This window comes from Bradyrhizobium elkanii USDA 76, from assembly GCF_023278185.1.
Classification (GTDB): Bacteria; Pseudomonadota; Alphaproteobacteria; order Rhizobiales; family Xanthobacteraceae; genus Bradyrhizobium; species Bradyrhizobium elkanii.
Map to the genome: position 1 here is coordinate 4,343,620 of NZ_CP066356.1, position 21,385 is coordinate 4,365,004.

At 64.7% G+C, this 21,385-nt stretch carries 22 protein-coding genes; 13 read left to right on the forward strand and 9 right to left on the reverse strand.

Features of this window, described 5'->3' with window-relative positions; all coding sequences use genetic code 11:
* The first annotated feature begins 65 nt into the window (after positions 1–65).
* Positions 66–1,316: an IS4 family transposase gene (locus JEY66_RS21060; RefSeq protein WP_018272006.1), complete on the forward strand. Its 1,251-nt coding sequence runs from the start codon at positions 66–68 to the stop codon at positions 1,314–1,316.
* A gap of 52 nt (positions 1,317–1,368) precedes the next feature.
* The gene (locus tag JEY66_RS21065) at positions 1,369–2,193 is read left to right on the forward strand and encodes an IS5 family transposase (protein ID WP_026191947.1); all 825 of its coding nucleotides are present in this window, start codon (positions 1,369–1,371) and stop codon (positions 2,191–2,193) included.
* A 213-nt stretch (positions 2,194–2,406) separates the two neighbouring features.
* On the opposite strand, the gene JEY66_RS21070 is transcribed toward JEY66_RS21065, so the two are convergent.
* Positions 2,407–3,336 carry a glycine/sarcosine/betaine reductase selenoprotein B family protein gene (locus tag JEY66_RS21070; RefSeq protein ID WP_018272005.1) on the reverse strand — a complete coding sequence of 310 codons (930 nt, stop codon included), beginning with the start codon at positions 3,334–3,336 and terminating at the stop codon, positions 2,407–2,409.
* Positions 3,337–3,428: 92 nt separating this feature from the next.
* Here JEY66_RS21070 and JEY66_RS21075 point away from each other — a divergent pair, with 92 nt between their 5' ends.
* The 5 genes from JEY66_RS21075 to tsaA all read left to right on the forward strand — a co-directional run bounded on the left by JEY66_RS21075 (position 3,429) and on the right by tsaA (position 7,360).
* The gene (locus JEY66_RS21075) at positions 3,429–4,535 is read left to right on the forward strand and encodes a lytic transglycosylase domain-containing protein (protein ID WP_244620833.1); all 1,107 of its coding nucleotides are present in this window, start codon (positions 3,429–3,431) and stop codon (positions 4,533–4,535) included.
* A gap of 194 nt (positions 4,536–4,729) precedes the next feature.
* Positions 4,730–5,482: an AzlC family ABC transporter permease gene (locus tag JEY66_RS21080; RefSeq protein ID WP_018272003.1), complete on the forward strand. Its 753-nt coding sequence runs from the start codon at positions 4,730–4,732 to the stop codon at positions 5,480–5,482.
* On the forward strand, positions 5,479–5,823 hold the full coding sequence (locus tag JEY66_RS21085) for an AzlD domain-containing protein (protein ID WP_018272002.1): 345 nt from the start codon (positions 5,479–5,481) through the stop codon (positions 5,821–5,823). The genes JEY66_RS21080 and JEY66_RS21085 overlap by 4 nt, the downstream gene beginning before the upstream one ends.
* Before the next feature lie 61 nt (positions 5,824–5,884).
* Positions 5,885–6,865: a Bug family tripartite tricarboxylate transporter substrate binding protein gene (locus JEY66_RS21090; protein ID WP_026192859.1), complete on the forward strand. Its 981-nt coding sequence runs from the start codon at positions 5,885–5,887 to the stop codon at positions 6,863–6,865.
* Between the two features lie 3 nt (positions 6,866–6,868).
* Positions 6,869–7,360 (forward strand): tRNA (N6-threonylcarbamoyladenosine(37)-N6)-methyltransferase TrmO, encoded by a 492-nt coding sequence (gene tsaA / locus JEY66_RS21095; RefSeq protein ID WP_026192858.1) that lies wholly within the window; start codon positions 6,869–6,871, stop codon positions 7,358–7,360.
* Positions 7,361–7,474: 114 nt separating this feature from the next.
* Here tsaA and JEY66_RS21100 read toward each other — a convergent pair whose 3' ends face one another.
* From JEY66_RS21100 to JEY66_RS21115, 4 genes are all read right to left on the reverse strand, one after another.
* Complete coding sequence (locus tag JEY66_RS21100) at positions 7,475–7,900, reverse strand: HIT family protein (RefSeq protein ID WP_018271999.1); 426 nt, start codon at positions 7,898–7,900, stop codon at positions 7,475–7,477.
* 52 nt (positions 7,901–7,952) lie between these two features.
* Positions 7,953–9,203: a GNAT family N-acetyltransferase gene (locus JEY66_RS21105; RefSeq protein ID WP_018271998.1), complete on the reverse strand. Its 1,251-nt coding sequence runs from the start codon at positions 9,201–9,203 to the stop codon at positions 7,953–7,955.
* Positions 9,204–9,359: 156 nt separating this feature from the next.
* Positions 9,360–10,112, reverse strand: coding sequence for a glycerophosphodiester phosphodiesterase (locus tag JEY66_RS21110; RefSeq protein WP_018271997.1), 753 nt, complete (start codon positions 10,110–10,112; stop codon positions 9,360–9,362).
* Between the two features lie 3 nt (positions 10,113–10,115).
* Positions 10,116–10,583, reverse strand: a complete 468-nt coding sequence (locus JEY66_RS21115) for a RidA family protein (protein WP_016845428.1) — start codon at positions 10,581–10,583, stop codon at positions 10,116–10,118.
* Between the two features lie 265 nt (positions 10,584–10,848).
* Between JEY66_RS21115 and JEY66_RS21120 the strand changes: the two genes are divergently transcribed.
* Entirely contained in the window at positions 10,849–11,715 is an 867-nt protein-coding gene (locus JEY66_RS21120) for a cell envelope integrity EipB family protein (protein ID WP_018271996.1), read from the forward strand.
* A gap of 228 nt (positions 11,716–11,943) precedes the next feature.
* Positions 11,944–12,345: a RidA family protein gene (locus tag JEY66_RS21125; protein ID WP_018271995.1), complete on the forward strand. Its 402-nt coding sequence runs from the start codon at positions 11,944–11,946 to the stop codon at positions 12,343–12,345.
* Between the two features lie 143 nt (positions 12,346–12,488).
* Here JEY66_RS21125 and JEY66_RS21130 read toward each other — a convergent pair whose 3' ends face one another.
* Together JEY66_RS21130 and JEY66_RS21135 are read right to left on the reverse strand one after the other, a co-directional pair.
* A complete protein-coding gene (locus tag JEY66_RS21130) occupies positions 12,489–13,808 on the reverse strand; it encodes a DNA polymerase IV (protein WP_018271994.1) in 1,320 nt (439 codons plus the stop codon).
* Positions 13,787–14,086 carry a DUF3572 domain-containing protein gene (locus JEY66_RS21135; protein WP_016845967.1) on the reverse strand — a complete coding sequence of 100 codons (300 nt, stop codon included), beginning with the start codon at positions 14,084–14,086 and terminating at the stop codon, positions 13,787–13,789. Before JEY66_RS21135 ends, JEY66_RS21130 begins: the two co-directional genes overlap by 22 nt.
* A 228-nt stretch (positions 14,087–14,314) precedes the next feature.
* Here JEY66_RS21135 and JEY66_RS21140 point away from each other — a divergent pair, with 228 nt between their 5' ends.
* Both JEY66_RS21140 and JEY66_RS21145 read left to right on the forward strand, forming a co-directional pair.
* Positions 14,315–14,680, forward strand: coding sequence for a response regulator (locus JEY66_RS21140; RefSeq protein WP_016845968.1), 366 nt, complete (start codon positions 14,315–14,317; stop codon positions 14,678–14,680).
* A gap of 15 nt (positions 14,681–14,695) precedes the next feature.
* Complete coding sequence (locus tag JEY66_RS21145) at positions 14,696–16,069, forward strand: PleD family two-component system response regulator (protein ID WP_016845969.1); 1,374 nt, start codon at positions 14,696–14,698, stop codon at positions 16,067–16,069.
* Between the two features lie 81 nt (positions 16,070–16,150).
* Here the strand turns inward: JEY66_RS21145 and JEY66_RS21150 are convergent, their stop codons facing one another.
* Together JEY66_RS21150 and JEY66_RS21155 are read right to left on the reverse strand one after the other, a co-directional pair.
* Entirely contained in the window at positions 16,151–17,356 is a 1,206-nt protein-coding gene (locus JEY66_RS21150) for a serine hydrolase domain-containing protein (RefSeq protein ID WP_026192856.1), read from the reverse strand.
* A gap of 148 nt (positions 17,357–17,504) precedes the next feature.
* Positions 17,505–18,107 carry a TetR/AcrR family transcriptional regulator gene (locus JEY66_RS21155; protein WP_026192855.1) on the reverse strand — a complete coding sequence of 201 codons (603 nt, stop codon included), beginning with the start codon at positions 18,105–18,107 and terminating at the stop codon, positions 17,505–17,507.
* A 133-nt stretch (positions 18,108–18,240) separates the two neighbouring features.
* On the opposite strand from JEY66_RS21155, the gene JEY66_RS21160 reads away from it, so the two are divergent.
* Together JEY66_RS21160 and JEY66_RS21165 are read left to right on the forward strand one after the other, a co-directional pair.
* Positions 18,241–19,473 (forward strand): MFS transporter, encoded by a 1,233-nt coding sequence (locus tag JEY66_RS21160; protein WP_018271992.1) that lies wholly within the window; start codon positions 18,241–18,243, stop codon positions 19,471–19,473.
* 500 nt (positions 19,474–19,973) lie between these two features.
* On the forward strand, positions 19,974–21,371 hold the full coding sequence (locus JEY66_RS21165; protein ID WP_018271990.1) for an ammonium transporter: 1,398 nt from the start codon (positions 19,974–19,976) through the stop codon (positions 21,369–21,371).
* Positions 21,372–21,385 lie beyond the last annotated feature (14 nt).

Below are 21,385 nucleotides of genomic sequence, written 5' to 3' on the forward strand. Positions count from 1 at the left end.
GAGAGCGCGATGGAAGGCGGATTGGGACGGTTTGGCGACCGGCGCCTGGAAAAAGGGGGGCCCGTTTGCTGGCCCGCCTTGTCAGCGTCGGTCAATCTGGGATCAGTGTTCGACGTGTTGGTGGGGATCGGGCCGGCGAGATCCGCATCACGCGTTTCCTGCGCAATCGGCGGGTGATCCCGGAGGAGATGGTGGCCACGGCCCGGTTGCGGACCGCAGGGCTGGTCAAGGGACGTCATGTTCTGGCGATACAGGACACCACGAGCTTGCGAGACGATGGCAGGCTCGACAGTTTGAGCCTTCACGCGATGATCGCGGTAGACGCCGGTGACGGCGCATTGCTCGGGCTCATTGATGCGACGTTCCTCAAACATGTTGGCGGCAAGAAGAGCCAGCGGGCCGTGCGGGCATTTGCGGATAAGGAGAGCCGCCGCTGGCTCGATAGCACTCTCACGGCGGCTGAGTTGGCAGCTCATGGGGCGGCGTGCGTGACAGTGGTTGCCGACCGAGAGGGTGACATTTACGAGGAGTTTGCCTGTCGACCGGTCGAGACCGAGCTGCTGATCAGAGCCAATTACGATCGAGCTCTGAAGGGTGGTGGCACGCTCTACAATTGCTTGGATGAAGTGCCAGAGCTTGGCCGGGAAGTCATTGATCTACCGGCCAAGCCAGGCCAGCCGGCAAGGAAAGCCGTGTTAGCCTTGCGGACACGGCAGATCAGCCTGCTGCGGCCAAGACGCAAATACCCAGGCGAAGAGGCCGAACTACCGAAGGAGGTCACGCTCACTCTGGTGGAGGCGCGCGAGGTCGATCCCGCTGCGAACATCTCTCCGGTGCACTGGCGGTTACTAACGACACATCAAGTGACGACACTGGCATCTGCACAGCAGATCACCGGCCTGTATCGCCAGCGCTGGACTATCGAGCAACTGTTCCGCCTCATGAAGGCCAAGGGCTTCAACATCGAAGCCGTGCGCGTGGTTGAGGGCGGTCCATTCGAGAACTTAACCGCGGCAACGCTGGTCGCCGCGATCCAAGTCCTGCAAATGGTGCGAGAGCGCGATGGGGCAGCAGGCCGACCGCTCGAAGATGCGTTCAATCCCGAGGATCATTCGGCTATCGAGGCAATCTGCCAAACTCTCGAGGGAAAAACTGATCGGCAAAAAAACCCGCATCCCTCTCGCTCGCTTGCCTACGCAGCCTGGGTATGCGCGCGTCTCGGCGGTTGGACCGGATACTACGGCAAACCAGGCCCAATCACGATCCTCCAGGGCCTGTTGGCCCTCAGAGCCTGCTTTAAAAAGAAAGTTGAGTGATTTCAGCCCGTTGTGATTCCTTCGTGTTTGCGAAGACTCGAGGGAGCACAACATGTGTTGGACCGAAATCACCCGACAACAATATCGACGCGACGGACTTCGTTATGCAAGCGACATGACGGATGCGGAGTGGGAACTGATCGAGCCGTTGATGCCTGCGCAATGCCGGCGCGGCCGTCCGCGCGAGATCAGCCTGCGCGTGATCATGAATGCAATTCTCTACATTGGAGCCAGCGGCTGCCAATGGCGCGCGCTGCCAAAGGACTTCCCACCATGCTCGACGGTTCAGTACTATTTTTACAAATGGCGCGGTTCTGGATTGTGGCGCAGGGTCAATGATGCCCTGGTCCGACGCATGCGCGAACGGCAAGGACGCAACCCCACTCCAACGGCTGGGATCATCGACAGCCAGAGCGTGAAGACCGCGGAAAATGGCGGTCCAAGCGGGTTTGACATGGCCAAGCGGGTCAAGGGGCGCAAGCGTCATATCGTCACCGACACCGAGGGCTCCTTGCTGGCTGTGCAGGTGCATCCCGCCAACCTTCAAGACAATCACGGTGCAGTCCCGCTGTTGCGGCTCATCGGCCGCCTGTTCCCCAACCTGCGCCACATCTTCGCCGATCGCGTCTACCGTGGCCCTAAGCTGCTCGATGCCATCGCTGATTTGGGCCAATGGACGATTGAAATCGTCACCCGCTCGCAGAGCGTTGGAACGTTCAAGGCCGAGCCTCGACGTTGGGTCGTCGAGCGTACCTTTGCCTGGTTCGGCCGCAATCGACGACTTGCCAAAGACTTCGAGGCAACCATCGCCAGCGCGGAGGCTTGGGTTCTCATTGCAAGCATCCGCCTGCTCTCCCGCCGATTGGCCAGAGCGTGAGATCTCAATGACTTGTTTTGAGTCAGACTCTCAGGGCCATGCTCAAAGGCTGGAGGATCGCTCGCGATGTGTGAATCAACTAGGGTTTGACCGGGGGACCCGGTACGCCGAGGTTCTCCGTGACTGGCTGGTGTCTCTGGAATACCCGATCGCCCGGTCAAGCCGGGCGACGACACCGTGAGTTGGCAAAGTGCTCGTGTCTAACACCGAGCCTTACGCGACGCGCAGGCCCTTGGCGATTTCCTTCTGCGCGTCGAACTCGCGGCGCAGGCGTGCCAGCTCCTCGGCGCTCAGCGCATCGGCGTTGCTGTAGTCGCGCTTCCAGGCCGCGTCCTCGCTCCAGCGCAGCGGCGACTGCACCGTGGTCTGCGGGCCGGGCGCGGACTCCAGCACGCGCAGCGCCAGCTCCAGCGTGAACGCCTGCGAGGCGACGTCCTGCGGCTTGCCGGCGGAATTGCCGAGCGGGAAATCGGAGAACAGGAAGCGCGGCACCGCGGCGTGCTCGACGATATCCTTGGCGCAGCCCATCACGACGGTGGAGATGCCGTTTGCCTCGAGATGCCGCGCGACCAGGCTGACGGTCTGGTGGCAGACCGGGCAGTTCGGCACCAGCACCGCGGCGTCGACCTTGTCATCGCGGCAGCGCTTGAGGATCTCGGGCGCATCGGTCTCGATGGTGACGCGGTGGCTGCGGTTGGTCGGGGCGCCGAAGAAGCGCGGGGCGACTTCGCCGATCGTGCCGGCCGCGGCGAGGCGCTTCAATTGCGCCAGCGGGAACCAGGTGCCGCTGTCGGTCGCCGTGGTGTGGGTGCGGTCATAGGCGATGTGCGAAATCCGCAGATCGTGCTGCTCCGACGTGTCGCCGTCATAGACCGCATAGAACTTGGCCCCGCCATTGTATTTCGCGCCGGGACCCTGGTCGCCCCTTGCGGGGTCGAACGGTGCCGCGGTCGTGATGATGGCGATGCGGGACTGGTTCAGCGGCTTCTTCAGGGGCTGGAACGGGGCGGAGGTGTAATGCGCCCAGCGGTAGGGGGTGGTGTAGCCGATCGCCGCGTAATAATCGCGGGTCCGCTGCATATAGCCGATCGGGGCGTCGTCATCGGGGGCAAAGCCGGGTTGATCGTCGGATACTGCGGCCATTTTGCGCTCCCTTTTGCGCGCCATCATTTCAGTCCATAGCTAGACCACGAGCTTGCGGTGTCAAGCCGCGCCCGCGCGGGAACAGAATTGCCATGCGAACAGGTCGTTGCGCCGCATTGGTCATGCTTGTGCTGCTGGTGCCGCCGGCCCGGGTCGGCGCGGAGGACGCACCGGCCGCCCCGGCACCGCAGTCAGGCGCCGAGCGGCCGGCAGCGCCGCCCGCGGACAAGCCCGCTGAGAAGCCCGCGGCCGTGCCGGCGGATCAGCCTGCGCCACCGCCAGGAGAGCAGGCCGCACCATCGGCCGAGAAACCTGCGGCGCCCCCGGCGGATGCGCCCGCGACGCCTGCCGAGAAGCCCGCCGCAGCGACCGACAAGCCCGCGGACGACGCGCGCGAGAGCGACACCCGCGAGGCGATGTGCCTGATGATCGAGTCGGCGGCACGGGCGAACGATTTGCCGCTCGAATTCTTCGCACGCGTGATCTGGCAGGAGAGCCGCTTCCAGGCCGATGCGGTTGGTCCGATGACCCGCAACGGCCAGCGCGCGCAGGGCATCGCGCAATTCATGCCGGGCACGGCAAACGAGCGCGGGCTGCTCGATCCGTTCAATCCGGTGCAGGCGCTGCCGAAGTCGGCCGAATTCCTCAGCGAGCTGCGCAACCAGTTCGGCAATCTCGGCCTCGCGGCCGCTGCCTACAATGCCGGTCCGCGCCGGATCCAGGACTGGCTCGCCGGCTCTGGCTACATGCCGCAGGAGACGCGCAATTACGTCTCCGCGATCACCGGCTCCAGCGTCGACGACTGGGCCGCGGCCGGGCGCAACGGCAAGATGCCACAGCGCGCGCCGACCAAGAGTTGCCGCGAACTGATGGCGCTGCTGAAGCGCGCGCCCAACCCCTTCGTCGCAGGGCTCGAGCAGCACATCACGCTGTCGGCGGCCAAGGTCTGGGGCGTGCAGCTTGCCGCCGGCTTCAGCCGCGACAAGGCGCTCGCGATGTATGCCCGTGCCATCAAGCGGCTGTCGAACGTGATCGGCGATCAGGATCCGAGCTTGCTTTCTTCGCGGCTACGCACTCGCGGCAGCGCGACCTTCTACCAGGTGCGCATCGGCGCCGACACGCGCCCCGAAGCCGACGGCCTGTGCAACCGCATTCGCAAGGCGGGCGGGGCGTGCTTCGTGCTGAAGAACCGGGCGTGATTGCTTTGATCCCGTAGCCCGGATGAAGCGAAGCGCAATCCGGGACAGCTCTCACCGGTTGCAAAAGTGGCCCCGGATTTCGCTGGCGCTTCATCCGGGCTACCAAGGCGCATACCCGCCGTGCGCCGTCACTTGCTTGACCCATTGAGCACCGCGCCCTAAGCCGCCGCGATTGCAAAACCATCCGGTTCCCCGTGGCGCTTCCTCCGCTCGATTCTCCGCAATGGCACACCTCGTTCCGCGCCTTCCTGTGGGGTGCGCGGTCGATCGGCGCGACCGTGCTGACCCTGGTGCTGTTTGCGACCTATCTTGGCATCGGCGCGCTGGCGCATGATTCCGGCTTCTCGCTGGGCTGGACCCTGGCGAGCACCGCCTTCGTCTGGGCAGGGCCCGCGCAGATCATCGTGATCACGACGCTCGGCTCCGGCGCCACGGTGCTGCAATCGGCAATCGCGGTCACCGTCAGCGCGATCCGCCTGTTCCCGATGGTGGTCTCGGTGTTGCCGATGATGCGCACCGAACAGACCAAGCGGCGGCATCTGATCCTGGTGGCGCATCTCACCGCCGTGACGCTGTGGGTCGAGTGCTTCCGCTTCCTGCCGCAGGTGCCGCGCAACCGGCGGATCGCCTTCATCCACGGGCTCGGCTTGGGGCTGGTCTCGGTCTGCCTGATCGCCAACACGATCGGTTACATGCTCGCGGCCAATCTCACGCCGCTGTTCGCCGCCGGCATGCTGATGCTGACGCCGCTCGCCTTCCTGTTCTCCACGGCACGCAATTGCCGCGAACTCGCCGATGTCATCGCGCTGGTGCTCGGCCTATTGTTGTTCCCGCTGGCCGCGATGCTGAACAGCGGCGTCGACATCCTGGTCAGCGGGGTCGTCGCAGGCACCATTGCCTATGCCGTGCACCGGGCGAGGGCGGGCATCGTCGGGGCGCGTGCATGATCGGTTTCATCGGCGACTGGCACGCGCTTGCAATCCTGTTCGTCGCGGGCGTCATTCCCAACCAGATCTGGCGCATGCTCGGCCTGTGGTTCGGCGGCGGCATCGACGAGAACTCCGAACTCTTGGTCTGGGTGAGGGCGGTCGCCACCGCGATCCTCGCCGGGATCATCGCGCAGATCGTGGTGCAGCCGCCGGGCGCGCTCGCCAGCGTGCCGGATTGGCTACGCTACGGCGCCGTCGCCGCGGGCTTTGTCGTGTTCATGCTGGGGAGGAAATCGATCTTCGCCGGCGTGATCGCAGGCGAAATCGTCATGATCGCAGGCAAATACTGGCTCGGCTGATTGCGGCGTCCGCATTATCCGCTACTCTCGCTCCCCAAGAACAAGACAACGGGGAAACGGCATGCAGCGGCGCGCATCATCGCTATTCATTGTTGTTCTGACGGCGTTGCTGGCGGCGACGCTGCCGGCGCGTGCCGCGGACTATCCGACGCGACCGATCAAGCTCGTGGTGCCCTATGCCGCGGGCGGGCCGACTGACGTGCTCGGCCGCATCGTCGGCGAATATCTCGGGCGCGATCTCAAGCAGGTGGTCGTGGTCGAGAACAAGGCCGGCGCGCAGGGCGCGATCGGCGCCGAAGCCGTGGCGCGCTCCGATCCCGACGGCTACACGCTGTTCGTGACGGCGGCCTCGATCTTCGTGCTCAATCCGCTGCTCTACAAAAAGCTGCCCTACGATCCGGCCAGGGATTTTCGCCTGCTGTCTGTCATCACGGATGCGCCGATGATCATGGAGGTGCATCCCTCGGTGCCGGCCAGGACGATCGCGGAGTTCGTGGTCTATGCCAAGAAGAATCCCGGGAAGCTCAATTTCGGATCGGCCGGCACCGGCGGCACGGTTCATCTCGCCGGCGAGATGTTCAAGCAGATGGCCGGCGTCGAGATGACCCACGTGCCCTACAAGGGCGCCGGACCCGCGCTGCAGGATTTGCTGTCAGGCAACATCCAGCTGATGTTCGACACGCTCGGCACCGCGCTGCCGCCGGTCAAATCGGGCATGCTGCGGCCGCTCGGCGTCAGCTCGACCGAGCGCATCCCCGATTTGCCCGATCTGCCGACGATCGCCGAGAGCGGCTATCCCGATTATGCGGTCAGCGTCTGGTATGGTATCGCAGCGCCGTCGAAGGTGCCTGACGACGTGGCAGGCAAGGTCAAGGCGAGCCTCGACCGGGCCTTGAACGACGAGGCGTTCCGCGCTTCGCTGCTCAAGATCGGCTTCCCGCCGCTGCACGCGAAGAGCCAGGCCGAGATCGACGAGTTCGTGAATACCGATCGCGCGCGGTGGGCGGGCGTGGTCAAGGCGCTGAACATATCGCTGGATTGACACATGGTACGTGAAATGGAACTGCGCCAGGGCGAGGTCGCCGTCGACATGCCGACGGCGCGCGATGCCGCGCTCGTCTTCATCGGCCGCATCCGCACGCCCTGGACCTCGCGGCTGGCGACGCCGCGGCAGGGGCGGCATGACGGCCCGGTGTGCCGGCTCGAGATTTTCGAGCCCTGGGTCGCGGCGATCAAGGGCGTCGATTTCTATTCAAATCTCGAGGTGCTGTACTGGCTGCACCAGTCGCGCCGCGACATTGTGCTGCAAAGCCCGAAGAACAACGGCAATACCCGCGGCACCTTCTCGCTGCGCTCGCCGGTACGCCCCAACCCGATCGGCACCTCGATCGTCAAGCTGGTCGGCGTCGAGGGCAACGTCATTTTGGTGCGCGGCCTCGACTGCCTCGACGAGACGCCGCTGATCGACGTCAAGCCCGACCGCTGCGAGTTCACCCCGCTGGCCCCGCCGCAGGCGGGGGACTTCGAGACGGAGTAGGATCCGTAGCCCGGATGGAGCGACGCGAAATCCGGGGTGGTCTTACGACGCGGCAGAGATTCCCGGATTGCGCCGCGCTTCATCCGGGCTACGGGATCGCGTACGCGCCGTGGCCTACTTCAACGCCGCGATCAGCTTCGCCGCGCTCGCCTCCAGCACCTTGCCGTCTTCCTTGTGGCTCGCAGGCGGCAGCAGCGCGACGCCGTCCTTGCGCGGCATGACGTGCATGTGCAGATGGAACACGACTTGGCCGCCGGCTGGCTCGTTGAATTGCTGCACGGTGATGCCGTCGGCTTCGAACGCCTTCATCGCGGCGGCGGCGATCTTGTGCGATGCGCGCGCGACGTGCGCGTAGTCGTCGGGCTTGATGTCGAGGATGTTACGGGCAGGGGCCTTCGGAATGACGAGCGTATGCCCCGGCGAGCGCGGCATGATGTCGAGGAAGGCGAACACGTGCTCGTCCTCATAGACCTTGTAGCAAGGCAGCTCGCCGCGCAGGATCTTTGCGAAGATGTTGTTGCTGTCGTAGGCGGCGGGCATGGCGGCGGCTCCTCGATTGTGTTGCTTTATTGCCTAGGTGGCGACGGAGGCGTCAAGCGTCGTCGTCGACCGTCTTGCGGAACGGGCCGGCCTCGGCGAGCTCGCGGCCGACCTCGGCGACATAGTCGCGCTCGCGCTTGAGGTAATCGGCGATCGCCCGGCGCAGTCCGGGATCGGCGATGAAATGCGCCGAATAGGTGGTCTGCGGCAGGTAGCCGCGCGCCAGCTTGTGCTCGCCCTGCGCGCCGGCCTCGACCACCTTGAGCCCGCGCTGAACCGCGAAATCGATCGCCTGATAGTAGCAGACCTCGAAATGCAGGAACGGGTGGTGCTCGATCGCGCCCCAGTTGCGGCCGAACAGCGTGTCGGAGCCGATGAAGTTGATCGCACCCGCGATCCAGCGGCCGTTGCGCTTGGCCATCACCAGCAGCACGTCCCGGCTCATCGTCTCGCCGATCAGCGAGAAGAATTCTCGGGTCAGATACGGCCGGCCCCATTTGCGCGACCCGGTCTCCATGTAGAACTCGAAGAACGCATCCCAGGCGTCCTCGGTGATGTCGGAACCGGTCAGCCAGTGGATGGTGATCCCGGCGGCAACCGCCTCGCGACGCTCGCGCTTGATGCCCTTGCGGTGGCGCGAGTTCAGCGAGCCGAGAAAGTCGTCGAAGGTCTTGTAGCCCCCATTGTGCCAGTGGAACTGCTGGTCGGTCCGCTGCAGGAAACCATGTGCGCCGAGGAACCTGGCCTCGTCCTCGCGGGCGAACGTCACATGCACGGAGGAGGCCTCGGTGGCGTTGCAGAGTGCCCGCAGGCCTCGCGCCAGCGCCGAGCCGATCACCTCGCGGTCGACGCCGTCACGGATCAACAGCCGCGGTCCGGTCGCGGGCGTGAAGGGGACGGACACCTGGAGCTTCGGGTAATAGCTGCCGCCGGCGCGGTGATAGGCCTCGGCCCAGCCGCGATCGAACACGTATTCGCCCTGCGAATGCGATTTCAGATAGCAGGGCACGACGCCGACGATCCGGCCATCGAGTTTGGCGACCAGATGCCGCGGGCCCCAGCCGGTCCGCGGGCAGGCCGAATTGGAGGCTTCGGCGGCAGCGAAAAAGGCGTGGGAAACGAACGGGTTATAGCTCGAACTTGCGGCGGTCTGGCAATCGTTTGCGGAGCCGGGCGAGGCCAGCGTGTCGAGGTTATGGATGCTGTCCGCGTCCGCCTTGGGATTGGCGCAGGCGTCCCATTCGGCGGCCGGAATGCCGCCGATGTCAGCTACAGCCTCTAGGGTGATTTCAGAAGACGCCATCGAGAATGAAGACCGGTGCCTCGTTTGAGCATGATCTTTCCGGAACAGCTGGCTCCACTTCCGGATCATGCCCCGCATTCCGCCATCGCCGATGACGACCAACCTTCGCCAACATCGTGCGTCGCAGCGACGAGTTCAAGACTGCAAGAGGGTATGTCAGGTTCCCGGCACAAACCCCTCGAAAATTATCTGGTCGGCGTAGCGCGCCGCACGCTCGCGCTGTTCCGCGGTTCGGACAGTCCAGGCCAGCAGCGGACAGCCGAAGACGTTGCGGGCGATCCACGGCTCCGGCGCCGGCAGCTGGTTGACCCAATAGGCGACGAAATGCGGCTCGGTCGTAAAGCCGTGCCGCAGGTACAGCATGCTGTCGCGCTGCGCCGGCGTCAGCTTGTCCCAATGGCCGTCGTCATAGGTGCGCTGGGCGGTGATGCCGCGCGGCAGGTTCGGCATGATCTCGCGCAGTGCCAGCACCTGGTCGGGATCGAAGGACATGCCGACCACCGGGCCGGAATAGGACGCCAGCACCTCGGCCATCCGCCGCACCAGCTTGCGGTCGCCGTCGAAATGGCTCTTCACCTCGACCACCAGCGGCACGCGGCCGGCGACCAGCGCGCAGAGATCGCCGAGCGTCATCATCTGCTCGGCGGTGTCCTTGAACCTGACGGCCTTCAGCTCGGCCGCCGTCTTGGTCGCCAGCAGGCCCGAGCCCTCGGTGAGGCGGCCGAGCGCATCGTCGTGATGCACCATGGCCTCGCCGTCGGCGGTGAGCTGGATATCGCACTCGATGGCAAAATTGCCGGCGACCGCGGCGGTGGCCGCGGCCGGCATGTTCTCGATGATGCCGCGCGCGGCATCATGCAGGCCGCGATGGGCGACCGGCCGTTTCGTCAGCCAATCAGGCGCGCGCATCGATCAGGCGACTTCGAACACGCCTTCGACTTCGACCGCGGCGTCCGCGGGCAGCGAGGCGACGCCGACGGTGGTGCGGGCATGGCGGCCCTTGTCGCCGAATGCTTCGACCATCAGGTCGGAGGCGCCGTTCAGCACCTTCGGCCCGTCGAAGAAGTCGGGCGCCGAATTGATGAAGCCGCCGAGCCGCACCACGCGCACCACCTTGTCGAGATCGCCGAGCGCGGCCTTGATCTGGGCCAGCAGGTTGATTGCGCAGCCGCGCGCGGCAGCGGCGCCCTGTTCGAGCGTGACACCGGCACCGAGCTTGCCCTTGGCGATCAGCTTGCCCTCGGCGTTGAAGCAGACCTGGCCCGAGACGAACAGCAGGTTTCCGCTCCGGACGAAGGGGACATAGTTTGCGACCGGGGAGGTCGGCTCCGGAAGTGTGATGCCCTGTGACGCCAGTTTTTGTTCGACGGTACCCGCCATTTTTTGGTCCCCCAAATTGGATTGCACGAAGCCTGAAACGCGGTCAGGGCCAAGTTTGTTTCGATTGTTTCGCGCATCGTGCCGCCGGTTGCAAGCGACGGTAAGGCGAGGACAACGCGGCTATGATGTGCCGAATCGCATGGAAAGCTGCCGAAAATGACGGCATTTTCGCTGCGTACATTGCCATTTTGTCAGACTTGCCCCAGTTGCGGCGCAATACCACCGTCACTATTGTGGCGAATCCCTGCCTCCTTGAGGAAACCACATGACCCTGCCGTTCCGGACTCCGTCGCGTGCCCTGGTGTTTGCGATCGCCGTTGCCGCAGGATCCGGCCTGGTTCAGGGGCCCGCGGTCGCGGCGGCAAGCGGGCCGTTTCTCGCGCATCAGGCGCTCTACGACCTCAGCCTGGTGAAGTCGCGCGGCTCCAACTCGGTGAGCGATGCGCGCGGGCGCATCCTCTACAATTTCTCCGGCAACTCCTGCGAAGGCTATACCTCCGAATTCCGCCAGGTGTCCGAGCTCGACAGCGGCGAAGGCAAGGTGACGCTATCAGATCTTCGCTCGACGTCCTGGGAGGACGCGTCGGGCAAAAGCTACCGCTTCAAGATCGACACGCGGATGAACGACAGCGAATCGTCGCCGGTCGACGGCATCGCCGAGCGGGTCGGCGATCATATCACCGTGAAGCTGACCCAGCCGGTGAAGAAGACGTTCAATATCGACGGCAAGATCGTGTTCCCGACCGAGCAAATCCAGCACATCATCGCTGCCGCCCGCGATGGCAAATCGGTGCTCGAGCAAACCGTCTATGACGGCTCCGACAACGGCGAGAAGATCTACAACACGCTGACCGTGATCGGGCGGCCGATCGCGGGCGATCGCGCGCCGTCATCGCCTGATCCGTCGACGGCGAGCAATGCGATGAAGGCGATGACGCGCTGGCCCGTGACGGTGAGCTATTACGACAGCGACGCGCGCGCGAAGGACGGCGAGCAGACGCCGGTCTACGCGATGTCGTTCGAGCTCTACGAGAACGGCGTCTCTCGCGCGCTGGTACTGGATTACAACGATTTCGTGATCTCGGGCGCGCTCGACAAATTCGACGTCAGGGATTCCAAGCCCTGCAAGTGATACCATTCGGCGTCGTCCCGGGCAAGCGAAGCGCGACCCGGGACCCATAACCACAGGGCCGAGTTGTTGAAGGGGCTGTGGCCCCCGGCGTCGCGCAATAGTCACCTTCAGTGGTAATGGTCCCGGCCTTCGCCGGGACGACGGCGGAGCACTTTGCACGACCGCGCTGGCCGGAACCGTCCGACACGAGTAGGCTTCCCACAAACACGCGTGTCAGGGAGGCACATCATGAGCGAGCTCAACCATCTTCGCCCCAGCGGCCTGCATCACAATCCGGCTTACTCCCACGTTGTCGTCGCCTCCGGCGCGCGCACGATCTACATTTCGGGACAGGTCTCCGTCGACGAGGAGGGCCGCGTGGTCGGCGCCGGCGATCTCGCCGCGCAGACGACGCAGGTGATGCAGAACCTCGGCATGGCGCTGAAGGCCGCCGGGGCCGGCTATTCCAATATCGTCAAGATCACGACCTTCGTCGTCGGCTACAAGCCGGAGCTCCGCCCGATCATCGGCAAGGCACGCTCGGCATTCTTCGAGGGCATGGAGCCGCCGGCCTCTACGCTGGTCGGCGTCACCGCGCTCGCGGCGCCGGAATGGCTGATCGAGATCGAGGCGGTGGCGGTCACGGATTGAAGAACTCACCGCGAAGCTCGGGGAACCGTCATCCTGAGGAACCGCGAAGCGGCGTCCCGAAGGATGAACGGCCGGGGCTGGTGGCCGTCGACCCTTCGAGACGCGCGCAAGAGCGCGCTCCTCAGGGTGACGTCAACTGAGATCTACTGCTCCTCCGCGCTCTTCCCCGGCCCCTCATAGGCAATGCCCCTGATCACGGCGGCATTGCCGAACTTCTTGCGCAGATTGTCCATCGCGCGTTCGGCGTGCGCCGAGCGGCGGTCGAGCATGTCGGAATCATTGGCCTGCGCGCCCGGGCGCAGCGCGCTGACGCCGGTGCCCATCAGGCGGAAAGCGGTGCCGTCGATTTCCTTTGCAAGCATCTCGCGCGAGACCGCAAAGATCTTGGCGGCAAGCTGGGTCGGGGTCTGGATCGATTGCGAGCGGGTGCGCTGGCGGAAGTCCGCGGTCTTCAGCTTCAGCGTGATGGTGCAGCCCGAGAGCTCGCTGGTCTTCAGCCGCGCCGAGACCTTCTCGGACAGTTTCCAGAGCAGTTTCTCCAGCGTCGCGAAGTCGCGGATGTCGGTCTCGAACGTGGTCTCGCTCGATATCGTCTTGGCGCCGCGGTCGGCGACCACGCTGCGGTCGTCGATGCCGCGCGCCAGTCGCCACAGCCGGCGGCCTTCGCTCGCGAACTGCTTCATCAATTCGTTCTCGTCGGCGCGCTGCAGGTCGGCGATGATGCGGAAGCCGCGCTGCACCAGCTTCTCCTGGGTCGCAGGGCCGACGCCGTAGATGAACCCGACCGGCTTGCTCGCCAGCATCTCGCGCGCCTCGTCCTGGTCGAGCGCAGCAAAGCCCCTCGGCTTGTCGAGGTCGGAGGCGATCTTGGCGAGGAACTTGTTGCAGGACAGCCCGACCGACACCGTGATACCGATGTCGCGCTCGACGTCCCGGGCGAATTTGGCGAGCACCTTGGCCGGGATCATGCCGTGGACGCGCTGCGTGCCGGCGAGATCGAGGAAGGCCTCGTCGATCGACAGCGGCTCGACCAGCGGCGTCAGTGCCTGCATCGCCTGCCGCACCTCGCGCCCGACCCGGACATACTTCGCCATGTCCGGCGGAATCACGGTCGCGTCCGGGCAGAGTTCCAGAGCCTTGAACATCGGCATCGCCGAGCGGACGCCGTAGGTGCGGGCGATGTAGCAGGCGGCGGACACCACACCGCGCTTGCCGCCGCCGATGATGACCGGGCGATCGGCGATCTCAGGATTGTCGCGCTTCTCGACGGTGGCATAGAACGCGTCGCAGTCGATATGCGCCAGCGCCAGCGCGGGCAGGGCGCGATGACGCACCAGCCGCGGCGAGCCGCAATGGCTGCACCGCTTCACCTTGATATCGAGATCGCCGAGGCAGTCTCGGCAGAAACTGAGGGGGCCGTCGGAAGCTGCCGCTGCCGTCGTCACGGCACGTCGCGCTCCCATTTCGGGTCGCCCAGCGCCTGATGGGCGGCGGCGATATTGGTCGGGTGCAGTTCCGAGGCCTTGGCAAACGCCGTCACGGTGGCGTCGTCGCGCATCACGAAATCGAGCACGCTCGCAAGAAATTGAGGATCGGACGCAGCGTTCCGCAGCGTCTCTGGACCGATTCCGGTTTCGGCCAGGAACAGGCCCAGCCGCTCAGGATCGCCGGCAATGAAGCCGAGCGCCTGAATCGCAACGATTTCAGCAACTTCCCGGGGGTTGTGAACAGGCTTTTTCAACGCGCCGGTTTGCCTTTCCGTTAACTTATGGTCTCTATTGAGAGGCCCATCATGCCCGAGTCTTCCGCGTGTGTTCAAGCAACGGAAACCACGCTGCGGAAGTTGGACTTCGGGTTAACGGGTTAGAGCGATTCTGGCGCTAGTTTGAATTCACATTTTCGACGCGCTCCGAGCGCGGTGCGTGAGGTGCCGCAGCCGGGCCCGTCTCTTGGGTTTGGGAGGGACGGGATGGCCAAAACCGTCCTGATCGTGGAGGACAACGAGCTCAACATGAAGCTCTTTCGCGATCTGTTGGAAGCGCACGGCTATCAGACTTCGGGCACCAGCAATGGCTTCGAAGCGCTCGATCTCGTCCGCAAGCTGCGCCCCGACCTTATCCTGATGGACATCCAGCTACCCCAGGTTTCCGGTCTCGAGGTCACGCGCTGGATCAAGGACGATCCCGATCTGCGCACGATTCCGGTGGTCGCGGTCACCGCCTTCGCCATGAAGGGCGACGAAGAACGCATCCGCGAGGGCGGCTGCGAAGCCTATTTGTCCAAGCCGATCTCGGTCGGCAAATTTATTGAGACTGTCCGACGCTTTATCGGATAGGGGAGTTGTGGTGCAATGTCCGCGCGTATCCTCGTGGTCGATGACGTTCCGGCGAACGTCAAGCTGTTGGAAGCCCGTCTGTCAGCCGAATATTTCGATGTGCTGACTGCTTCCAACGGGACCGAGGCACTGGAAATCTGTGCACGCGCCGAATGCGACATCATCCTGCTCGACGTCATGATGCCTGACATGGACGGCTTCGAGGTCTGCCGCCGGCTGAAGTCGAATCCGGCGACCCATTTCATTCCGGTCGTCATCGTCACCGCGCTCGACAGCCCGGCTGATCGCGTGCGCGGCCTTGAGGCCGGCGCCGATGACTTCCTGACCAAGCCGGTGTCCGACGTCGTGCTGATCGCGCGCGTACGCTCGCTGACGCGGCTGAAGATGATGACCGACGAGTTGCGCATGCGCGCCATCACCTCGCTCGAGATCGGCATGCAGGCGCCCGAGCGCAGCGCGATCGCCGACAAGGGTACCGGCGGCCGCATCCTTCTGGTCGACGACCGGCCGTCGTCCTACGAGAAGCTGGCGCCGATCCTCTCGGCTGAGCATACCGTCGACGTCGAGATCAATCCGTCGGAAGCATTGTTCCATGCCGCCGAGGGCAATTACGACTTGCTGATCGTGTCACTCAGCCTCGACAATTACGACGGCTTGCGGCTGTGCAGCCAGGCCCGCTCGCTGGAGCGCACGCGCCAGGTCCCGATCCTCGCGATCTCGGATGCCGACAACAACACGCGGCTGATGCGCGGGCTCGAGATCGGCGTCAACGATTATCTGCTGCGTCCGGTCGACAAGAACGAACTCCTGGCGCGCGCGCGCACCCAGATCCGCCGCCGCCGTTACACCGATCATCTGCGTGACAATGTGCAGAACTCGATCGAGATGGCGATCACGGATGCGCTGACCGGTCTCAATAACCGGCGCTATATGGAAAGCCACCTCGCGACGCTCGCAGAGCAGGCTTCGATCCGCGGCAAGCCGCTCGCGCTGATGATCCTCGACATCGACTACTTCAAGGCGATCAACGACACCTACGGCCACGATGCCGGCGACGATGTGCTGCGCGAATTCGCGGTCCGGATCCGCAAGTCGATCCGCGGCATCGATCTCGCCTGCCGCTATGGCGGCGAGGAGTTCGTGATCGTGATGCCCGAGACCGACCTGCATGTCGCCGGCATGGTCGCCGAGCGGCTGCGCCGCTCGATCGCGGGCGAGCCCTTCAGCGTCGACAAGGGCGGCAAGCGGATCACCGTCACGATCTCGATCGGTCTCACCACGCTGGAGCGCAAGGGCGAGCAGGTCACCGATGTGCTCAAGCGCGCCGACACCGCGCTCTATCGCGCCAAGCACGACGGCCGCAACCGCGTGGTGTCGGCCGCCGCGTAGTCAGTCTCCTGTAGCCCGGATGGAGCCAACGGGGCGCGCGTTCGCGTGACCCGTTGGCTCCCTCCGGGCTACGAAGTGGCCTTAGCGGCCGCGCTTCACCGCGTCATAGGCCATCCGCTTGAACTCGAACGAGAACGGATGGACGAACGCCATCTGGCGCTGCGCCATCATCACGCCGGCGATGCCCGTTTTGGGCGAAATCCACCACTGCGTGCCTGCGACGCCGCCCCAATAGAGCTCGCCGGCGGCGTCAGGATGATCGATCGAGGAGGGGTTGAGGATCAGTCCGCCGGTAAGACCATAGGTCTTGCCGGGCTGCTCGCCCATCATCGCGAAGCGGATCCATTGGCCCGGTGTGAGCTGGTTGGTCATCGCCTGCGCGATCGTCTCCGGCTTCAGCAGCGTCGGCCCGCCGGGCAGCAGGCTGCGGATCAGCGCGACCATGTCATGCAGCGTCGAGACGAGGCCGCCGCCGCCGTTGAAGCGCGGCACCGGGCGCAGATAGGCGCCAGGATAGGGCGCGTTGTCGGTGCGCGTCAGCCCGGGCTTCATCGGATCCATCAGGTCGGCGCCGGCGTAGTAGGCGACGAGCCGGTTGTGGTCCTTCTCCGGAACATGGAAGCCGGTGTCGACCATGCCCAGCGGTTCGAGGATGCGCGCCTTGACGAACTTGTCGAACGGCTGGCTGCTCACCACCTCGACCAGCCGTGCGACCACGTCGATGGCAACGGAATATTCCCATGACGAGCCGGGATGGAACACCAGCGGCAGATCGGACAGACCGTCGACCATGTCGGCGAGCGTCGTCATCGGATTGAGGATCTTGCGCTCGTTGTAGGCCTTGAAGATCGGTGTGCCCGGATCGAACAGGCCGTAGCTGAGGCCGGCCGAGTGGCTCAGCAGATGGCGAACGGTGATCGACCGCTGCGCCGGCTCGGTGTCGTCGATCGACGTCGCACCCGGCCGCAGCACCTTCCGGTTTCTGAGCTGCGGGATGAAGGTCTCGATCGGATCATCGAGCCGGAAGCGGCCTTCCTCGACCAGCAGCAGCGCCGCGCAGGAGGTGATCAGCTTGGTGTTGGAGAAGACGCGGAAGATGTGATCGGTCCGCAGCGGAATCTGCGCTTCCTTGTCGGCCCATCCGACGCAGCCCGTGTCAGCGATGTCGCGCCCGACCAGAACCGTCCAGGAGATGCCGGACAGGAGATCATTGTCGATATAGCGCTGCATGGCCGCACGCGCCGGCGCGAAATCATAGCCGGTGGCCGTCACTTTCAGATCTTCCATGGTCGTTCCCCTGTTGTGCCGCAGGTCTTCTGTGTAGCAGGTCTTTGCGCGGTCGCTGTCAATCTCGCCGGACGGAATATCCAATCGGGAATGCCGTCGCCTGCGGTCGGTGTTAACAACCAAACCTGACTTCCGCACGCAACCGGATTTATCCGGCGCGTTTCTTGCCCGCGGGGGCGGGGCTGCCGACCTTGATGCCCGCATTTGCCAGCAACACCCGCGCGGCTTCCCTGGCCGCGCGCGCCATCGCCGGATCGTCGCGCACCAGATCCTGCGCGATCGAGCCGTCGACCAGAAGCGTGAGCTGGGTCGCGAGTCCCTCGGCATCGGCGACGCCGAGCTGCCGCAGCAGATTGCGAAACCAGAGGCGGCGGCTTTCCTTGAAGGCGATTGCGATGTTTCGGACCGTGCGGTCCTCGTCCTCCGGGCCGAGCTCGGCGACCGCGTTCACGAACGGGCAGCCGCGAAAATCCTTCGCCGAGAACCGTCGCTCCAGCGAATCGAAAGTTGCAAGGATCTGCTCGGCCGGCGGCTTGTCGGAGGGGCGGGGCTGCACGAAGCGGCGCTGCAGATAGGCCTCGATCAGCGCGTCCTTCGACGGGAAGTGGTTGTAGAGCGTGCGCTTGCTGATGCCGATCTCGGCCGCGATGGTGTCGACGCCGATGGCGCGAATGCCTTGCAGGTAGAACAGTCTGTCGGCGGTCTCGAGGATCCGCTCCTTCATGGTCTGTTTGGGAGGCGGGGAAGCCATGCGCCAGCCGTGATCCTCTTCGCTTGACAGTCGGCCCCCTGTATAGCCTAAGTACACAGGTCTGTGTAACCAAAACTTGCATGAATCGCAGGCCATGGCACGCGTGCCGTGCCGTCATGGGAGAATAAGAACAATGCCCCTGTTGCAGGTCCTGCGTCCCACGCTTCCCATCCTGATCGGCGCCTCCATCATGCTCACGCTGAGCATGGGGCTGCGGCAGAGCCTCGGCATCTTCATGCAGCCGTTGACGCACGACATCGGCATCTCGATATCCCACTTCACGCTGGCGCTCGCGGTGCAGAACCTTGCCTGGGGTTTTCTGCAGCCGGTCGCCGGCGCGATGACGGTGCGTTACGGCTTCCGCCCGATCATGGTGGTCGGCGCGCTGGCCTACATCGCGGGCCTCGTCTTGATGACGACGGCGCATGGGCTTGTTGCCATCATGATCGGCGCCGGTGTGCTGATCGGCCTTTCGCTCGCATGCACGGCGAATGCGATCGCAATGTCGGTCTCGGCGCGCGCGGTGCCGGAGACGGTACGCTCGACCGTGCTCGGCATGGTCTCCGCCGCCGGCTCGCTCGGCGCGCTGCTGTCGGCGCCGATCGGACAGATGCTCAATGAGGGTTTCGGCTGGCGCGTCGGACTTGCCGGTTTTGTCATTCTCTCGATCTTCATGATCCCGGCCGCGTTGTACGCCGGGCGCGTCGACAAGATTCCGCTGCCGAAGCCCGCGGCCGACGATATCGGCAACGCCACCGCGGCGACGGCGGCGAAGACCGCGTTCGGCAACGCAGCCTTCGTGGTGATGACCTGCGCCTACATGGTCTGCGGCATGCAACTCGTCTTCCTCACCACGCATCTGCCGTCGTATCTGGCGATCTGCGGACTCGATCCGATGCTGAGCGCGCAGACGCTCGGCATGATCGGCGGCTTCAACGTGTTGGGCTCGCTGTTCTTTGGCTGGGCCGGCCAGCGCTGGAACAAGCTGGCGCTGCTCGGCGCGATCTACATCCTGCGGTCGCTGGCGCTCGCCTGGTACTTCATGCTGCCGGCAACGCCCGGCTCGACGCTGCTGTTCGGCGCCATCATGGGCTTCCTCTGGATGGGCGTCGGTCCGCTGGTCGCGGGCGCGGTGGCCGAGATGTTCGGCTTGCGCTGGCAGGCGATGATCCAGGGCCTTGCCTTCATGAGCCACCAGGTCGGCAGCTTCCTCGGCGCCTACGGAGGAGGACTGATCTACGACTCGCTCGGCTCCTACACCATGGCCTGGCGCATCGGCGTCGCGCTGGGCCTCGCCGGCGGCATCATCCAGGTCGCCTTCGCCCTGATCCGGCCGGCGCAACCGCCATTGCTCAAGACCGCTTAGCTTCAGATCCCGGTGAGGTCGGTAACTGCCCCTTGTGAGGGCAGTCATCGTTATTGCCTATTTTTCGATCGGTGGCGTGCTGCGAGAATGTGCAATGGAGCGCGATGCCGTTCCGGTCGCGGATCGAAGTCGTAGCGCTTTCAAAGTGTTACGCGGCGCGCTTCGGTGGCACGAATCTTGTTTCAATTTGGCTAGAAATCTTGCCGGAAGCCCTCGCTGAGGTTCCGGCCTGGGGACTTTTGGGAAGGGCTGGCCGCGATGAGGCTAGTCGCCGTCATTCTCCAGCCATCCGCGCACCACGGCCTTCGCCGCGCCGCCGAGCAAGTCGCCCTTGTGCCTCGTGTCCGGGTCGATGCCGCTGCGACTTCGCTGCATCCCGCCACCCGCATCGCTGCACATCGCGACATCCCGATAACCGAACGTGCGCTGTCTTTCGGCGCTCGCGCTCCGAACGCGCCGCGCCCATTCCGAACACCAGCATTTCTTGTGATGGGAGGTCGATGATGGAGTCTGCGACATACACGCGCCAGAAGCTCGTGAGAATCGTGGTTGCCCTGCTGGGAGTGGCGTTCCTTTGCCTGCTGTTCAGCGATCCTGCGCTGGCCGAGGATGCGGCGGCGCCGCCCGCCTGCGGCGGCAAGATCCTTGAGAAGTGCACGCCGAATTCCGGCGACACCGCCTGGATGCTCACGTCAGTCGCGCTCGTCCTGATGATGACGGTCCCGGGGCTCGGCCTGTTCTATGGCGGCATGGTGCGCAAGAAGAACGTCGGCGATACCGTGATGACCAGCTTCGCCGTCACCTGCCTGGTCACGATCCTGTTCGCCGTCCTGACCTACAGCCTGGCGTTTCGTGCCGGCACGCCGTTTATCGGCGGTCTGGATCGGCTGTTCCTCAAGGACATCCTGAGCGACATCGGCAAGGGTGGCATCGGCAATCCCAATCCGCTCGCCGCGACCATCCCTGAGGCCGTCTACATCTGCTTCCAGATGACGTTCGCCATTATCACGCCGGCGCTGATCGCCGGCGCGTTTGCCGAGCGGATGAAATTCTCGGCGATGCTCTGGTTCATCGGGCTGTGGGCGATCTTCGTCTATGCGCCGATCGCGCACTGGGTCTGGGGACCCGACGGCATCTTCTCGGCGGGCAACGACGCTGCCTATGTCAAGGTTCTCGATTTCGCCGGCGGCACCGTGGTGCACATCAATGCCGGCGTCGCCGGACTGATGTGCGCGATCATGCTCGGCAAGCGCGTCGAGACGGGGCCGGCGCACAATATGGTGCTGACCTTCATCGGCGCCTCGCTGCTGTGGGTCGGCTGGTTCGGCTTCAACGCCGGCTCCGCCGTCACGGCCGGAATGCAGGCGGGCATGGCCATGCTGGTGACCCAGATCGCGACCGCGGTGGCGGGCTTCACGTGGATGCTGGTGGAGTGGGCGCTGAAGGGCAAGCCGACCGTCGTCGGCATCTGCTCGGGTGCCGTCGCCGGCCTCGTCGCGATCACGCCGGCCTCCGGCTTCGTCGGCCCGGTCGGCGCTTTCGCCATCGGCATCGCCGCCGGCGTCTGCTGCTACTGGGGATGCACCGGCCTGAAGCGTTTGTTCAGCTACGATGACGCGCTGGACTGCTTCGGCGTCCATGCCCTCGGCGGCATCGTCGGGGCGCTGCTGACCGGGGTTTTCGCGGTCGAGCAGTATGGTGGGACCGCCGGCGTTCTGGAGGGAAATGCCGGGCAGTTCGTCAATCAATGCATCGGCGTCGCGACGGTCTTCGTGTATGATGCCGTCGTGAGTCTGATCATCCTGTTCGTGATCAATCTCTTCGTCGGGCTTCGCGTGACGCAGGACATCGAGCGCGAGGGGTTGGATCTGGCACTGCACGGCGAGGTCGTGCAGTAGGCTTGGCGGCATTC

Excerpts from the sequence above, each read along its gene's own strand:
- JEY66_RS21065 (WP_026191947.1), top strand. The coding sequence starts at position 1,369 with ATGTGTTGGACCGAAATCACCCGACAACAATATCGACGCGACGGACTT.
- JEY66_RS21070 (WP_018272005.1), bottom strand. The coding sequence starts at position 3,336 with ATGGCCGCAGTATCCGACGATCAACCCGGCTTTGCCCCCGATGACGAC.
- JEY66_RS21075 (WP_244620833.1), top strand. The coding sequence starts at position 3,429 with ATGCGAACAGGTCGTTGCGCCGCATTGGTCATGCTTGTGCTGCTGGTG.
- JEY66_RS21085 (WP_018272002.1), top strand. The coding sequence starts at position 5,479 with ATGATCGGTTTCATCGGCGACTGGCACGCGCTTGCAATCCTGTTCGTC.
- JEY66_RS21090 (WP_026192859.1), top strand. The coding sequence starts at position 5,885 with ATGCAGCGGCGCGCATCATCGCTATTCATTGTTGTTCTGACGGCGTTG.
- tsaA (WP_026192858.1), top strand. The coding sequence starts at position 6,869 with ATGGTACGTGAAATGGAACTGCGCCAGGGCGAGGTCGCCGTCGACATG.
- JEY66_RS21100 (WP_018271999.1), bottom strand. The coding sequence starts at position 7,900 with ATGCCCGCCGCCTACGACAGCAACAACATCTTCGCAAAGATCCTGCGC.
- JEY66_RS21105 (WP_018271998.1), bottom strand. The coding sequence starts at position 9,203 with ATGGCGTCTTCTGAAATCACCCTAGAGGCTGTAGCTGACATCGGCGGC.
- JEY66_RS21110 (WP_018271997.1), bottom strand. The coding sequence starts at position 10,112 with ATGCGCGCGCCTGATTGGCTGACGAAACGGCCGGTCGCCCATCGCGGC.
- JEY66_RS21115 (WP_016845428.1), bottom strand. The coding sequence starts at position 10,583 with ATGGCGGGTACCGTCGAACAAAAACTGGCGTCACAGGGCATCACACTT.
- JEY66_RS21120 (WP_018271996.1), top strand. The coding sequence starts at position 10,849 with ATGACCCTGCCGTTCCGGACTCCGTCGCGTGCCCTGGTGTTTGCGATC.
- JEY66_RS21125 (WP_018271995.1), top strand. The coding sequence starts at position 11,944 with ATGAGCGAGCTCAACCATCTTCGCCCCAGCGGCCTGCATCACAATCCG.
- JEY66_RS21130 (WP_018271994.1), bottom strand. The coding sequence starts at position 13,808 with ATGGGAGCGCGACGTGCCGTGACGACGGCAGCGGCAGCTTCCGACGGC.
- JEY66_RS21140 (WP_016845968.1), top strand. The coding sequence starts at position 14,315 with ATGGCCAAAACCGTCCTGATCGTGGAGGACAACGAGCTCAACATGAAG.
- JEY66_RS21145 (WP_016845969.1), top strand. The coding sequence starts at position 14,696 with ATGTCCGCGCGTATCCTCGTGGTCGATGACGTTCCGGCGAACGTCAAG.
- JEY66_RS21150 (WP_026192856.1), bottom strand. The coding sequence starts at position 17,356 with ATGGAAGATCTGAAAGTGACGGCCACCGGCTATGATTTCGCGCCGGCG.
- JEY66_RS21155 (WP_026192855.1), bottom strand. The coding sequence starts at position 18,107 with ATGGCTTCCCCGCCTCCCAAACAGACCATGAAGGAGCGGATCCTCGAG.
- JEY66_RS21160 (WP_018271992.1), top strand. The coding sequence starts at position 18,241 with ATGCCCCTGTTGCAGGTCCTGCGTCCCACGCTTCCCATCCTGATCGGC.
- JEY66_RS21165 (WP_018271990.1), top strand. The coding sequence starts at position 19,974 with ATGATGGAGTCTGCGACATACACGCGCCAGAAGCTCGTGAGAATCGTG.